This is a genomic window from Tardiphaga sp. (assembly GCF_044340795.1).
Taxonomy (GTDB): Bacteria; Pseudomonadota; Alphaproteobacteria; order Rhizobiales; family Xanthobacteraceae; genus Tardiphaga.
Map to the genome: position 1 here is coordinate 1 of NZ_JBIISY010000162.1, position 13952 is coordinate 13952.

Here is a 13952-nt window from a genome sequence, read left to right on the forward strand (position 1 = left end):
CGTTCGACATGATCTCCAAGCGTCTTTGTCGGATCGACCTGCTCGTGGCGCCGATCGCCATAGGTCGATTCCACTAGGACATAGTCGGCGCGCGCGGGCGGCTCGGGATCCTTCATCACCGCATCGCCGTAACGGCCGATATCGCCTGAGAAGAGGATTGTCCGCCCCTTCCAGTCGATCTCGATCGACGCCGCGCCGAGGATGTGGCCGGCGCGATGGTAGCGCACCCTGATGCCGTCCGTGACTGCATGCCACGCTCCGAACTCGATCGGGCGGAAGAGCTGCAATGCCAGACGCGCGTCGGCCTGGGTGTAGAGGGGCAGCGCCGGCTGGTGCCTGGAGAAGCCGTGCTGGTTGGCGAACTCCGCATCCTTTTCCTGCAGATGGCCGCTGTCGGGAAGAAGGAGCTCGCACAGGGCCGCGGTCGCCCGCGTGGCAAGGACGGTCCCGTCCCAGCCCAGGCGCGCCATGCGCGGTAGTGCGCCCGAGTGATCGAGATGGGCGTGGGTCAGCAGCACCTGGCCGACATCCGCGACTTCGGGTGGGATCGATGCCCAATTAAGGCGGCGCAGATCCCTGGGTCCCTGAAACAGGCCGGAATCGACCACGATCTGAGTTTCACCATCGTCCACCAGATAACGCGACCCTGTGACCGTTCCCGATGCGCCGAGAAAGGCAACGCCGAGACCATCGGCCGGGCGCTTGGCCAGATCGATCCTTGCTTCACGCTCGAAGATGGTCACGCGGGAATGGTGCCGTTTCTTTCTCTTTTGCATGGACGCGGGCCTGCCTCTCACGATTATGTTCGTGAGCGCAGCATTGGTTCGCGGACGCCGCACGCCTATACGCAAAATCCGCAGCACGACTGCTGCTCCCCGACAGCTGCGTCGCCCGAACGCCGATGGCCGATCCCATCGATCGCCTTACCCATGCCTGCGCGATGCCCGGGGGACTTCGGTCTCTACTTATACCTTGCTCCTTGGACTCGAGCCTATGCTGCCCGGACGTTGACCAGAAGAGGACGGCATATGGGCGAACATGACCATCGCATGCGCAAGCGCGGCAAGATCGTTCTGATCGGCTTCCTGCTCGTCGCTAGCTTCTTCCTCCTCACCGAGCATACCGCGCACTTCCTGGGTGTGCTGCCCTATCTCATCCTGCTCGCCTGCCCGCTCATGCACCTGTTCATGCACCGCGGCCATGGTGGGCATCAGCATGGCCATGAGCCCGGTCAGGCACCCGCCGGCTTACCGGCCAATCCCAACGGCCGCATCGAAGGAGAGTCGCGATGACGCACGCCGACTATGGCTATGGTCTGTGGGGGCTCGCGCTGGTTAACGCCGCCGTTTTCATCCTCTTTGCGTTCAGCTTCTTCAAGCCGGCAACTAAACGAGACTGGCGCAGTTTGGGGGCGTTCAGCGCTTTCATCATAGCGCTCTTCGCGGAAATGTATGGCTTCCCGCTCACGATCTTCGTGCTTTCGGGGTGGCTCCAGTCGTATTTCCCCGCTGTCGACTGGTGGAGCCACGATGCTGGACATCTCCTGGAGATGATGTTCGGCTGGCGAGTTAATCCCCATTACGGTCCATTCCACATCGCCAGCTTTGTGCTGATCGGCGTGGGTTACTGGCTGATCTCGGTTGCATGGACGGCCCTTCACTTGAGTCAGCGCAAACACCAATTGGCCCTTACTGGGATTTATGCCCGGATCCGGCACCCGCAATATGTCGGCTTCATTCTCGTCATGCTCGGCTTTTTGCTACAATGGCCGACCCTTTTGACCCTTGCTATGTTTCCGGTGCTCGTCGTGATGTATATTCGGCTGGCTCGGCATGAGGAAAAGGAGGCGCTAGCCAACTTCGGCGAGGTTTACCGCGATTATATGGCTCGCGTGCCCGGCTTCATTCCGAATCTGACAATCCATTCGCGTCGAAGAAGGCCATGGCGATCCTTGACGGGAATGGCTGATGTAATTGCCGGCAAGGTCAATGCTGACGTTCTGACTGGCCTTATTATTCGGACATCGTTACCCGACCTCACAGCACACTACTGCAGCAATCCCGGTTCGACTGCGCAATCATCTTGGGAGGGCAAGTTCGCCTTGCACGGGCAGATTCGGTGTGGAGCTGATGCCCGGCACTAGACGCAGAGCATCGCCGATCAAGGTATAGACGGCGTGGCGCTGGCCGCCACGGTTCCGATGGTCGACGCGATAGCCCTGATAATGTCGGCGGAGCAGGCCTGCATTCACCAGTTCGGAAACGGCGCGACTGAGATTACTCTTCCCGGCTGTGCGAATGCGTGCCCGCATTTCCTCCGCGATCACGCCGCGCCTTTTCTCCGGATCGCCGGGGAGCAGTCCGTTTCTAGCGAGGTCGCTCTCGACCCGCTCGGCCAGCGTAATGCTGCGCGGACCACGCTGGGCCATCGGGGTCAATGCGTCGCATAGCCAATCGCGCAGGGAAACGAGCCCATCGTTCCGCCTGACCCAGGGACCGGCGCTTCCATCTGGCCCCGCCACCTGGGCGATCAGGTTGAGCAGCATGAAGGCATAACGGGGCCGGCTCGATACGGTCGCCAGCGTCTCGAGCACGGCCGCGACATCACAGCCAATGGAGGGTTCAAGAGGCTTGCCTGCATGAAACATAACATGATGGAATCAAGCACAAAGCAGGATCAATGTGAATCCCAAATCGGCGGCCGCAGACGGGTTGTCAGCTATGACACTTTGCCGGCGGGTAAAGTGTCATAGGCGATCCATCTAATCGCAGATTGTTGCGAATCATTCTCAACTTATCCTGATAATCATGGCGCTCGCCGCTTAGGTCTGGACGAGGAGTCATCTCGCGGACGAGCTTCGACCGTCTATGGGGTGACTACACGAAAGTGAATTTTACGTACGCGAGAGACGAACGAATGCAGTACGACCTGGGCTAAGGCGGCCGCAGGGGCTACCGCTTACCGCACCCAGCAGGTTTTACGGGCCAAACGAACGGTAGCGAGCCAAGGACAAAGCCCAGGAACGTTGCCTGAAGCGGAACCGAAAAACCAAATGCCGGAATGCTCAAGGCTATCAGAGCGTAGGTGTTTGCAGCGACATCACCGATCATAATTGACGCGGCCAGAACCAAGCCCGCCCGCCTGAAACGCGAAAGAAGTAGCATAATAGCAAGCGCGTCTAAGAATATCAGTAAGGACCAGAATACCTCTAGTAGGAACGGCCCCCAATCATAGGGCCTCCATCCGTATGCTGCAAAGTCTCGCGCATGATTGAAAACGCCAATCCCAAAACAGGTTATGTAGATTCCGATGATAACCCGAATGCGTGCGTTTACGCGGGATTGTGTAACATGATGACGGATCGGATCGATATTTGGGGCCATAGCTATTACGCCTTTGCGCCTTCCAACGCTTTATAAAGGGCGGTTTTGCCAATCTTGAGCCGGGCGGCGGCTTCGCGCACAGTAAGGCCTGCTGCGATGTGCGCCCGCGCTTTGCGTAGCTTGTCAGGTGTAACAACAGGACGGCGGCCACCCTTGCTGCCGCGCTCGCGCGCGGCTCGCAGACCCGCTTGGGTGCGCTCGCGGATCAGATCACGTTCAAACTGCGCGAGGGAGCCGAAGATGTTAAACACCAGCATCCCTCCCGGCGTGGTGGTGTCGATGTTCTCGGTGAGCGAGCGGAACCCGATGCCTCGCGCCGCCAGTTCACCAACTTTTTCGATGAGGTGGCTCATCGAGCGGCCGAGGCGATCGAGCTTCCATACCACCAGCGTGTCGCCGGCGCGCAAATAGGCCAGTGCTTCGGCAAGGCCCGGCCTGTCGGTCCTGGCTCCCGACGCCTGATCGTCGAAAACCCGATCGCATCCTGCCCGCTGGAGAGCGTCATGCTGGAGCGACAGCTTCTGGTCGGGGGTGGAGACCCGCGCATAGCCGATCAGCGCCACGGGCCGCCCCATACTGTCCGTTTTCCCATCATCATGCGATCTTGTCCGAATCGCCATCGAAGGTCCAGAGTTGACGGACACATTCCCGGTGACCGTCCAACGGACGTCTGACGGACAGTGACATGGAGGGGTTCGAGCTTGGCCAGAAGACACCTGCTGACCCGCGAGATGCTTGCGGAGCATTATGATTCGTCGCTCGATGAACGCGAAATCGCCCGCCACTTCACCTTGACCCGTGACGATCTTGAACTGATCGCATCCCGGCGCGGCGACGCCACCCGCCTCGGCTATGCGATGCTGATGCTGTATCTCCGCTGGCCCGGGCGCGTGCTGGAAGCCGGCGAAGCGCCGCCCATGCCGATCCTCGCGTTCGTGGCCCGTCAGTTGGATGTGTCGCCCGCGTCATGGCGCGACTATGCCCGCCGCGACGAAACGCGGCGGACGCACCTCGCCGACCTGTCGCGCCGTTTCGGTCATCGCGTTTTCAGTCGCGCGGATTTTCACGCGCTGGTCGCATTCGCCATGCCGATCGCGCAGACCACCACCCGGCCCTCGCGGCTTGCCGGTATCGTCATCGACGAGATGCGCCGCCGGCGATTGCTGCTGCCGCCCGTGACGGTGGTCGAGGCGATCGTGCGGCGGGCGCGGCAGCAGGCCGGGGATCTGGTCCATGACGTGCTCGCCGGGGATCTCAGTAAACCCGAATGCGCGACGCTCGACGCCCTCCTGTCGCGACGCGACGACAAAGGCGCGACCTGGCTCTCATGGGCGAGGAGAGACAATTTCAGGTGTCGGGGTCAAGGCTCGCCAGGATCAGCGCGTCAGGGAAATGGCTCAAGACCAGATATTGCAGAAGTCCCGCTCGATTGGGGGACGCTAGGGTGTGCCACATGGCACACCCTGCATGTCCTAGACGGCAGCTCAGCGCCAATTTCTGCCATCCGTTATATTCAATCCCGTTCCTTTAAGCAGACCTTCCCGCGCCAGAGGCAGCACCATTGACGCGGGTTGATCTGAGAATTTCGGACGCGCAGCCTTAGCCTCAGCGCGTACTTGGGGTAACAGCCACATGGCTGAGCGCCGCTACCAGGCCCGTCGCTAGCTTCTGCGCATCGTCATTTGCCCAGAAATGCATGAAGAACATGCGCGGTTCGTCGTTCAGCATATGGTTGTGCAGGGCAGTCACCTCGATGCCGTTCTCACGCAGCGCGCGTAGGACCGGGTTAACCTCTGAAGCTGCCAGCACAAAATCCCCGGTGATGGCAGCCTTGCCATCGCCTGTGGACTGGAAGTTGATCGCGATGGCCGATCCCATGGCGGGTGGGAGCGCCATGCCGCCGTCGCGCGGTGCTTCGGCACGCGGAATGCCATAGGCATAGACGCCGCCCCCGGTCTTGCCCTTGTAGCCCATGATCTTGTCGAGCGACGCCGTATCGAGGTCGATCGCATCTGGCTGGGCCGGCGCAGAAGTCGCAGGAGCCGTCAGCGGCGTCTTGCTCAACGCCAGCGCATCGTGGAGGATTTTGCCCAACTTCGCCGGATCGCCACTCGCGCCGATGTGCATATACATGGTGTGAGGGCTATTGCGCAGCAGATGGTTGTGCAGAGCGGTGATCTCGAACCCGTTCGCCACGAGCTTGGCCATTACCGGATTAACCTCGGTGTCGGTCAAGACGAGATCGCCCATCACCATGACCTCGCCATTCCCATGGCTCATGAACGCGAGCCAGGAACCAAGCGCGAGGGCGGGTTTCAGGGCGACGCCGTCCAGCGTCACCTTGAGATCGCTGCGCGGCAGAGCGATGCGGTAGACGCCGCCCGGCATCTCCGTCCCGGCCTTGCCGAAGGACGTGGCGATTGCCTGCTCCCAGGGTTCGGCCGCATGTGCCGGGGCGCTCAGCGCCAGAAGGCCGAGCAGGCTCAACAATCGCATGGACTTCATCAGGGTCTCCTTTCGAAAGGTGGACGTCAGAAAATGGGCGTGAGCAGATAAAGGGCGATGCCGGCGGCAGACGTCGCCAGAAGCGTCGGAATCATGCCGACTTTGAAGCGAAACACCGCCACCGCAGCACCGATGGCGAGGACAAGCGCGGGTACATGAAGCGACGACAGGACCGGCAAGTCGAAGGAAACCGGGCCGATAGTCGCCGTGTGAACCTGACGGAACAGCGCGTGGATCGCGAACCAGAGCGCCAGATTGAGGATGACACCAACGACTGCAGCGGTGATCGCGCCGAGCGAGGCGGACAGCGCGAGATTGCCGCGCAGACGCTCCACGAACGGCGCACCTGCGAATATCCAGAGAAAGCAAGGCACGAAGGTCACCCAGGTCGTCAGGATCGCGCCGAGGGTCGCTGCCACCAGCGGATGCAGCCCGCCAGCCTCGCGGAAAGCCGCAAGGAAACCCACGAACTGCGTCACCATGATGAGCGGTCCCGGCGTGCTTTCCGCGAGGCCAAGGCCATCCAGCATCTCACCCGGTTGTAACCAGCCATAGGTGCCGACCGCTTCCTGCCCGACATAGGCCAAGACGGCATAGGCCCCACCAAACGTTACGACCGCCATCTGGCTGAAGAAGGTCGCGATGCGGGTATAGACATCGTCCGGGCCGAGCAAAGCAAACAGGATGCCGACCGGCGCGAGCCAGAGGACAAGCAGGGCGCCGGATATCTTGAGCGACCAGCCAAGATTCGGCCGGGCATGGTCGGGAAGACCTTCGCCCAGAGCCGTATCGCGGTCATGCACGATGTTACCGCTCGACGGACCGTGGCCGCCGCCGCCCTTGAAAGCAGGCAGGCCGAGCCGCCCACCGACATAGCCCGCGAGCGCTGCCGTCAGAACGATGACGGGAAAGGGCGCGTCGAGGAAGAAGATGGCGACGAACGCCGCCGCCGCTATGCCGCGCATGACATTGTTCTTCAGCGCGCGTGACCCAACTCGCACGACAGCCTGAAGCACAACGGCGAGCACCGCCGCCTTGAGGCCGAAGAACAGACCCATCACGACCGGGGAATGGCCGAGCAGCACATAGATGTAGCTCAGGCACAGGATTGCGAGGAAGCCAGGCAGGACGAACAGAGCGCCGGCGACCAGTCCGCCTTTCGTCTTATGCAGGAGCCAGCCGATATAGGCGGCAAGCTGTTGCGCCTCCGGTCCCGGCAACAACATGCAATAGTTCAGGGCATGGAGGAAGCGTTCCTCCCCGATCCAGCGTTTCTCATCGACCAGAATGCGGTGCATCACCGCGATCTGCCCGGCGGGACCACCAAAGCTGAGCGATGCAATGCGCGCCCAGACTTTCACCGCCTCCCCGAACGGGATGCCGTGATCCTTTGCCGGAACCTGAGACATATCCGGCAATTCCGTGGTGATCGCAGTCATCGCTCGGCCTTTCGGGCGCTGAAATAGGCGTGGAACTGGTTGAGCGCGTCTCCCGCGCTAGCGATCCGTTGCAGATCGTCGTCGGTCGAGGCGCATACGCCCGACAGCATCGCGCCGAGGCCGGAAGTTTCCGGGCGGCCATATTTGCCGTCGCCGATGTCGAGATCGTGAATGATCTCCCCGATGGCGACGAGGCCGATGTCATCCGTCAGCTCTGCGCGGACGAGCAGCGTCTCGAAGCTGCACCGGTCGCCTTCATGGGTGAACTCGGCATCGGCCATATCGAACCGCAGTTCGCCTGCCTGTGGCTCATGGCTGCGGGCATCGACGAACCGGAAGGTGGCATCAGGGTCGATGAAGCGGCGGATCAGCCAGGCGCACGCGATGCGGTCCACATGGACGCCGCGCCGTGTTACCCAGGTTCGTTTCCGGAGATCCCCTGCCGACAGCGGTGCGGGTTCGCTGCTGCGACTAACATCGGGATGAGCATAACGCTTCTCGTCCAGTTCGCGCAGCGCAGCCTCTGCGTTCTGGCGACCATGGGCATCGAAGAAATCCAGGCTGACGATCTCAGTCAGTCGTCGCTGGAGCTTTGCGATTTCCGCGCCAGACGGCGGTCCGGTGTCAAGCAGTGCTCGCGCCGCCTGTGCCAACTCGTCATAGTCACTGTCGCGCGCGGCATCGAACAGCGCGCGAAGGTCAGCGTCGCTCTGTCCCTCGATCATACGTGCCTCGATCAGCGTCGCTTCGCCGCCACTGGAGATGATTTCTCCCAGTAGGTCGCGAAAGGCGCTTTCCGTAACTGTCCGACGTGGAAGCACATGAACCGCATTTTTAAGCGGAATCGCACCGATGGCTTGCAGCCGGCGCCATATTTTTACGCGAAGATAGGGCGGCTTTGCGGGCAACTGGTGAAGAAGTGCCAGCCAGAAATCGGATGCGTCATCGCTTATCATGATGCATATGTATCATCATGATTGATTCGATGAAACATATATATCTAATTTCGGTAATAACTATCGCTGCCCCCGGCACTGCATGGGCGCAGTCAGCCTCGACCGATGCGCCCGCCTCTAGGGGGCGTCACATAAAACGGGCACAGATATACCGGCGGGCCATCGCCGGGAGATGCCGCCAGATCGCGACATAGGACAAGGCCGGCTAATCCGCCGATGATGATGGCCGCGACCTGCCCGATCGCCCCGCCCGAAAGGACGAGGACGAGGGCAGCCGCTATCGCGATCACCGCGCGCCGGAGATTGGGAGTAAGCGACCGCGCCATTCCCCATACCGCCTGGGCGACGATCACGATGGCAACAAGCTTGAGGCCATGAATGGCGCCGGCCGCGACGGCGCCCTGAAGGCTTGATGCGCCGGATGCCACGGCCAGCATAAGCAGCGCGGACGGCAACGTGAACGCCGTCCACGCCGCGAGCGCGCCAAGCGGACCTGCGCGCAGGAGGCCAAGCACGAAGCCGGTCTGACTGGACGCTCGGCCAGGCAGGAACTGGCACAATGCCACCAGCTCGGCATAGGCTTCCTCGCTGACCCATTTGCGACGTAGCACCAGCTCGTCGCGGAAATATCCGAGATGGGCGATCGGTCCGCCAAACGAGGTGAGGCCGAGCTTGAGGAAGGCGAGGAACACCTCGCCGACCCGGCTGGCATCAGGCGGTATCGTTTCCCGGGCGCCGCTCACGCCCATGCCCTTCCACCAGTTCGCCGAACAGCTCGTGCGCCTTCCCGCGTGCGATCTCCAAAGCTTCGCGTCCAAGATCGGTCGCGACATACAATTTGCGGACCGCGCGACCGTGCCGTTCCTCGTGGCTGGTCAAATAGCCCTTCTTCTCCATGCCATGCAGCATCGGGTACAGGGTTCCGGCGCTCAGACGGTAGCCGTGATGCGCCAGCTCCTCCATCATCCACTGGCCATAGATCGGCGCGTCGGCCGCATGAAGCAGGATGTGCAGGCGCACGAAGCCGGACAACAGCTCGCGGTGATCCATCAATCATCATCCTGCGAGCTATAGAGACGAACTTCGATGTCGAAAACCGATAGCGTCGTTGCGAATGTCGGTTTACGGTCCCTCACGTACTTCGATCGTCCCTTTCGTCTCACCGGAGGTATAACATGGCTTCGCCCATAAACGACCACGTTGATGGACGCCGTGCCCTGCTGAACGCCTGATGTCGTTGTTACGCATATCAAAGCCGGAATGGGCGTGGGCCGGCGTGAACGTTTTTGGCCTCGTCGTGGGGGGAGCCTGTTCTTCCTCGTGAAGGAACCCGTGGCCGCTACGCTCCTGCTGGCGGTGTCACTTATCGCTGGCGAGCTGGGTGGCCGAGCTGCCTCAAGGTGGGTCGCAACCAAAGAGAGAAAAGGATGAAATCACCGATGACGATGCGATCACGCTGGGCTGAGAGCAACGCCAGCCCATGGACAATCCTGATCCGTCTTGCGGTGGGATTGGTGGTGTTTTTCCCCGAAGGCATCCAGAAGCTTATTTTCCCCGACATCCTCGGCGCTGGACGCTTTGCTAAGATCGGTATTCCCGGGGCCGAGATCATGGGGCCGTTCGTCGGCGTGGTGGAATTGGTGTGCGGTGCCCTCATCATCCTCGGCCTATTTACGAGGTGGGCGACGATTCCCCTGATTGTCACGATGATCGTGGCGCTGGTTTCGACGAAGCTCCCGATCCTGCTCGGCGAGGGTTTCGGGCCGTTCAGTCTCCCCGACTTCAAACGCTACGGCTTCTGGAGCGCACAGCATGAGTCCCGCGCCGATCTGACGATGCTCCTTGGCTGCCTGTATCTGCTGATCGTCGGGCCAGGTGATTGGTCGCTCGACCGGCGCTGGTTCGGAAGACGCGCGGGGCACTGAGCGAGACGGTGCGGCGTAATCTGTTGATGCTTCCCCGGCAGTGATTGAGACCGGGGAAGCATATTGGATCGTCAGCCGAAGCTATGCGGTGACGGCGTGCCAAGGGCCGGTGATCGCCAGCGTTTTGGCGGGACTGTAGATGTTTACGAACATCGTCCGCCCATCCGGTGAGAAGCACGCGCCGGCCAGCTCCGTTTGCGCATGGAGGCGGGCGAAGGAATAGACCGCCCCTTGCGGCGTGATTCCGCGCAGGTGGTTGTCGACCACCTCGGTATATTGATCTTCACAGACGATAAGGTGCCCGTTCGGCGCGACCGTCAGATTGTCGCCGAAGTTCAGCATGGCGGTGCTCGTCGACTCCACGAAGAGCTGAAGCCTGCCCGGCGCGTCGGCTTCGCCGACCTGACCCTCGCTGGCGGACGGCTTGTAGCGCATGATCTGGCTCAACTTCGCCGCGCCCCCGGAGGTGCAGCAAAAGTAGAGTTCGCCCGACCCGAAATGGATGCCTTCGCCTCTGGCGAAACGCACGGCGCCTGCCAGATTGCCACGCTTCCGCAAGTCGTCGTTCGCACTGTCGGTGCCGTCGAGATCGATCCAGCGGGCATCGGCCCACTGCCCGACGGACAGCGTGTGTGTGTCCCAGTTGCGGCTGTCGGTGCCGAGCGCTTGGTCCACGAACGCCAGCGCCTGCAAGCGACCTCCGCGCGCGAGCTGCCCGGGCGATGCAGGAAGAAACCGATAGAACAGGCTGTCGTCGCGATCTTCGGTCAGATAGACGATGCCGGTCCGCGGATCGACGGCGGCTGCTTCATGGTTGAAGCGCCCCATGGCGCGCATCGGAACGGCCTCGGTCCGCCCCGCGTGCGCGGCAGGAACCTCGAACACCCAGCCATGATCCTCGCGCAAGCCATTTCCCGCGCGCGACACGTCTTCTTCGCAACTGAGCCAGCTTCCCCACGGCGTGATACCGCCTGCACAATTCCGGATCGTGCCGACGAGGCTTAGATGCTGGCGCTCAACCTGGCCGGTCATCTGATCGTACACGAGGGTCGTCGTTCCGCCCGGCAACCAGCTATCGTCCGTTCCGCGGTCGAAGCCGGACCCTGTGCTGCGAGCGGACGCGAACGGACCGATGCTGCCATGTTTCGGCGACAGCTCGTGGTTGCGGACCAAAGCTACCCGGCGCGCATCGAGCCGGAACGCTCCCATGCCATCGGCATGATCCGGTACGCGCAGACCGTCGTCCATTGGATCGCCCAGGGCGGAAATGACGCGGTATGAGAAGCCACGCGGCAGATCGAGGAGCTGGCGCGGGTCAGCCTCCAGCGGGCCATAGCCTGCCGCGATCGATGAACGAGAAAGGCTCGATGTCGCGCAACCGCTCAGCGCCAGGCCCGAAAACGCGAGTGAGGTCAGGCCCATAAAGGAACGACGATCGATGGGTGCGATGTTCTGCATGGCTGTAACCTAGGCTTCGATTGGGTCGTTTGCGTGAATGGCGATCAGCGCCCCGGAGCAACGGCGATGGCCGACAGGTCCGTTGCCGGATCGATCGGTACACCGGCTTCCTTTCGCTCGGAGTAGCGGTCGACCAGTTGGGTGGTATGTGGGCGCAGCAGTACGGTGAAGCGCACCAGCTCTTCCATCACGTCCACGATCCGGTCGTAATAGCTCGACGGCTTCATGCGGCCTGCATCATCGAACTCGTCGAACGCCTTGGCGACCGACGACTGGTTGGGGATCGTCACCATCCGCATCCAACGACCGAGAACGCGCAGCGTGTTGACGCTGTTGAACGACTGCGATCCCGCCGACACCTGCATGACAGCCAGCGTGCGGACTTGGGTGGGACGCATCCCGCCCATGCTGAGCGGTAGGTGATCGATTTGCAGCTTCATGATGCCGGTTATCTGGCCGTGGCGTTCGGGGCTGCACCACACCTGTCCCTCCGACCACATCGACAGCTCGCGCAGCTCGTGGACGGCAGGGTGATCGTTGCCTGCGTGCTGGTCGGGCAGTGGCAGCGTCGCCGGGTCGAAGATGCGCGTCTCGCAGCCGAAGAAGCGGAGCAGGCGAGCCGCCTCCTCGATGCACAGGCGCGAATAGGATCGTTCGCGCAACGATCCGTAGAGCAGCAGGATGCGGGGCGGCGGATCACCAGCGCCCAGCCCAAGGGCGGGACGATCGATCGCATAGCGCCTATCAAGCGCTGGCAGATGATCGGGGTCGGCAAGGTCACGCAGAGGCATCAGGCAATCCCAATTCGCAGCGCGAGCGCCGCCAGTGTGATGAGCAGGACAGGCACGGTGAGCGTCACCCCGACCCGGAAATAATAGCCCCACCCGATCCGAATGCCCTTCTGTCCCAGGACGTGCAGCCACAGCAGCGTTGCGAGCGAGCCGATCGGCGTCAGCTTGGGGCCGAGGTCGCAGCCGATCACGTTGGCGTAGATCATCGCTTCCCGGACCGCCCCGGTTGCGTGCGCGGCGTCGATCGACAGCGCGCCCACCAGCACGGTCGGCATGTTATTCATCACCGACGACAGGACGGCCGCGATCAGGCCGGTTCCCAGCGCCGCACCCCACACGCCGCCTTGCGCGGTGCGATCGAGCAGCGCTGCCAGATGGTCGGTCAACCCTGCGTTCCGCAGGCCATAGACGACCAGGTACATGCCGAGCGAGAAGATCACGACCTGCCACGGCGCTCCGCGCAGCACCTTGCCGGTCTGGATCACATGGCCTCGCCCGGCGATCACCAGCAGCAGGATCGCGCCGGCAGCGGCAACGGCGCTGACTGGCACGCCCAGCGGTTCAAGCAGGAAGAAGCCGGCGAGCAGGAGCGCGAGGACGATCCATCCGGCGCGGAAGGTCGCGGCATCCCGGATCGCGGCATGAGGAGCGCGCAACGCCGCGACATCGTAATCCTGCGGTATATCGCGCCGGAAGAAGATCAGCAGCGCGCCCAGCGTAGCGGCGATCGACACCAGATCGACCGGCACCATCACGGACGCATATTCCCCGAACCCGATCCCGAAGAAGTCGGCCGACACGATGTTGACGAGGTTCGAGACGACCAGCGGCAAGCTGGCGGTGTCAGCGATGAACCCCGCCGCCATGACGAACGCCAGCGTGGCTCTGTCCTTGAAGCCGAGCGCCCGCAGCATAGCGATGACGATCGGCGTCAGGATCAGCGCCGCACCGTCATTGGCGAACAGCGCGGATACACCTGCGCCGAGCAGCACGATCAGGACGAACAGCCGGCGACCATGCCCCCCGCCCCAGCGCGCGACATGCAGTGCCGCCCATTCGAAGAACCCGGCTTCATCCAGCAACAGGCTGATGACGATGATCGCGACGAACGCGGCGGTTGCGTTCCAGACGATGCCCCATACCACCGGCACGTCGGACAGGGTGACGACGCCTGCAAGCAGCGCCACGACCGCCCCGCCCATCGCGCTCCACCCGATGCCGAGGCGCTTGGGCTGCCAGATGACGAGCGCGATCGTCGCGACGAAGATCAGGACGGCAAGGAGCATCAGGCGACGCGCTGGCCTGACGCATCGACCACCTGTTCGCCGTCTTCCTTGGCGAATGCGGCTAGCTGGCCGCTTGGCAGCAGGTCGAGGACGGCTTCGGACGGTCGGCACAGCTTCACGCCGATCGGCGAGACGACCAGCGGCCGGTTGATGAGGATGGGATGCGCCATCATCGCGTCCACCAACGCGTCGTCAGACAGCGACGTGTC

General features: G+C 62.4%; 14 protein-coding genes and 2 pseudogenes. 4 read left to right on the plus strand and 12 right to left on the minus strand.

Translation table 11 applies throughout. The annotated features are described in order from the left end of the window. A partial coding sequence (locus ACIQ17_RS22455; protein WP_398471375.1) for an MBL fold metallo-hydrolase occupies window positions 1-743 on the minus strand: 743 nt, incomplete at its 3' end. 285 nt (window positions 744-1028) lie between these two features. Between ACIQ17_RS22455 and ACIQ17_RS22460 the strand changes: the two genes are divergently transcribed. Next, a complete protein-coding gene (locus tag ACIQ17_RS22460; RefSeq protein ID WP_007683380.1) occupies window positions 1029-1292 on the plus strand; it encodes a DUF2933 domain-containing protein in 264 nt (87 codons plus the stop codon). Next, window positions 1289-1960: pseudogene (locus ACIQ17_RS22465) on the plus strand (methyltransferase family protein); the annotation flags it as partial. The gene ACIQ17_RS22460 and the pseudogene ACIQ17_RS22465, both read left to right, overlap by 4 nt. A gap of 117 nt (window positions 1961-2077) precedes the next feature. Here the strand turns inward: ACIQ17_RS22465 and ACIQ17_RS22470 are convergent. Further along, a complete protein-coding gene (locus ACIQ17_RS22470) occupies window positions 2078-2593 on the minus strand; it encodes a hypothetical protein (protein ID WP_398471376.1) in 516 nt (171 codons plus the stop codon). A 795-nt stretch (window positions 2594-3388) separates the two neighbouring features. After that, window positions 3389-3946, minus strand: a complete 558-nt coding sequence (locus tag ACIQ17_RS22475) for a recombinase family protein (protein ID WP_313440686.1) — start codon at window positions 3944-3946, stop codon at window positions 3389-3391. Window positions 3947-4084: 138 nt separating this feature from the next. Here ACIQ17_RS22475 and ACIQ17_RS22480 point away from each other — a divergent pair, with 138 nt between their 5' ends. Continuing rightward, entirely contained in the window at window positions 4085-4948 is an 864-nt protein-coding gene (locus ACIQ17_RS22480; RefSeq protein WP_143840538.1) for a DUF4158 domain-containing protein, read from the plus strand. Window positions 4949-4988: 40 nt separating this feature from the next. Here ACIQ17_RS22480 and ACIQ17_RS22485 read toward each other — a convergent pair whose 3' ends face one another. From ACIQ17_RS22485 to ACIQ17_RS22505, 5 genes and pseudogenes are all read right to left on the minus strand, one after another. Further along, window positions 4989-5888: a DUF1259 domain-containing protein gene (locus ACIQ17_RS22485; RefSeq protein WP_206046439.1), complete on the minus strand. Its 900-nt coding sequence runs from the start codon at window positions 5886-5888 to the stop codon at window positions 4989-4991. Window positions 5889-5914: 26 nt separating this feature from the next. Further along, on the minus strand, window positions 5915-7327 hold the full coding sequence (gene chrA, locus ACIQ17_RS22490) for a chromate efflux transporter (protein ID WP_398471377.1): 1413 nt from the start codon (window positions 7325-7327) through the stop codon (window positions 5915-5917). After that, window positions 7324-8283, minus strand: a complete 960-nt coding sequence (locus ACIQ17_RS22495; RefSeq protein WP_086494302.1) for a chromate resistance protein ChrB domain-containing protein — start codon at window positions 8281-8283, stop codon at window positions 7324-7326. Before ACIQ17_RS22495 ends, chrA begins: the two co-directional genes overlap by 4 nt. Before the next feature lie 173 nt (window positions 8284-8456). After that, window positions 8457-9032 (minus strand): annotated as a pseudogene (locus tag ACIQ17_RS22500) (chromate transporter); the annotation flags it as partial. Beyond that, window positions 8995-9333 carry a PadR family transcriptional regulator gene (locus ACIQ17_RS22505; protein ID WP_052322753.1) on the minus strand — a complete coding sequence of 113 codons (339 nt, stop codon included), beginning with the start codon at window positions 9331-9333 and terminating at the stop codon, window positions 8995-8997. The gene ACIQ17_RS22505 and the pseudogene ACIQ17_RS22500, both read right to left, overlap by 38 nt. A 377-nt stretch (window positions 9334-9710) precedes the next feature. Between ACIQ17_RS22505 and ACIQ17_RS22510 the strand changes: the two genes are divergently transcribed. Beyond that, window positions 9711-10208 (plus strand): DoxX family protein, encoded by a 498-nt coding sequence (locus tag ACIQ17_RS22510; protein WP_199904466.1) that lies wholly within the window; start codon window positions 9711-9713, stop codon window positions 10206-10208. An 81-nt stretch (window positions 10209-10289) separates the two neighbouring features. On the opposite strand, the gene ACIQ17_RS22515 is transcribed toward ACIQ17_RS22510, so the two are convergent. The 4 genes from ACIQ17_RS22515 to ACIQ17_RS22530 all read right to left on the minus strand — a co-directional run. Further along, window positions 10290-11666: an alkaline phosphatase PhoX gene (locus ACIQ17_RS22515; RefSeq protein WP_039396662.1), complete on the minus strand. Its 1377-nt coding sequence runs from the start codon at window positions 11664-11666 to the stop codon at window positions 10290-10292. A 44-nt stretch (window positions 11667-11710) separates the two neighbouring features. After that, on the minus strand, window positions 11711-12457 hold the full coding sequence (gene arsH / locus ACIQ17_RS22520; protein ID WP_398471378.1) for an arsenical resistance protein ArsH: 747 nt from the start codon (window positions 12455-12457) through the stop codon (window positions 11711-11713). Next, window positions 12457-13743 (minus strand): arsenic transporter, encoded by a 1287-nt coding sequence (locus ACIQ17_RS22525; RefSeq protein ID WP_185707952.1) that lies wholly within the window; start codon window positions 13741-13743, stop codon window positions 12457-12459. Before ACIQ17_RS22525 ends, arsH begins: the two co-directional genes overlap by 1 nt. Continuing rightward, a partial coding sequence (locus tag ACIQ17_RS22530) for an ArsC/Spx/MgsR family protein (RefSeq protein ID WP_398471379.1) occupies window positions 13743-13952 on the minus strand: 210 nt, incomplete at its 5' end. The genes ACIQ17_RS22530 and ACIQ17_RS22525, both read right to left, overlap by 1 nt.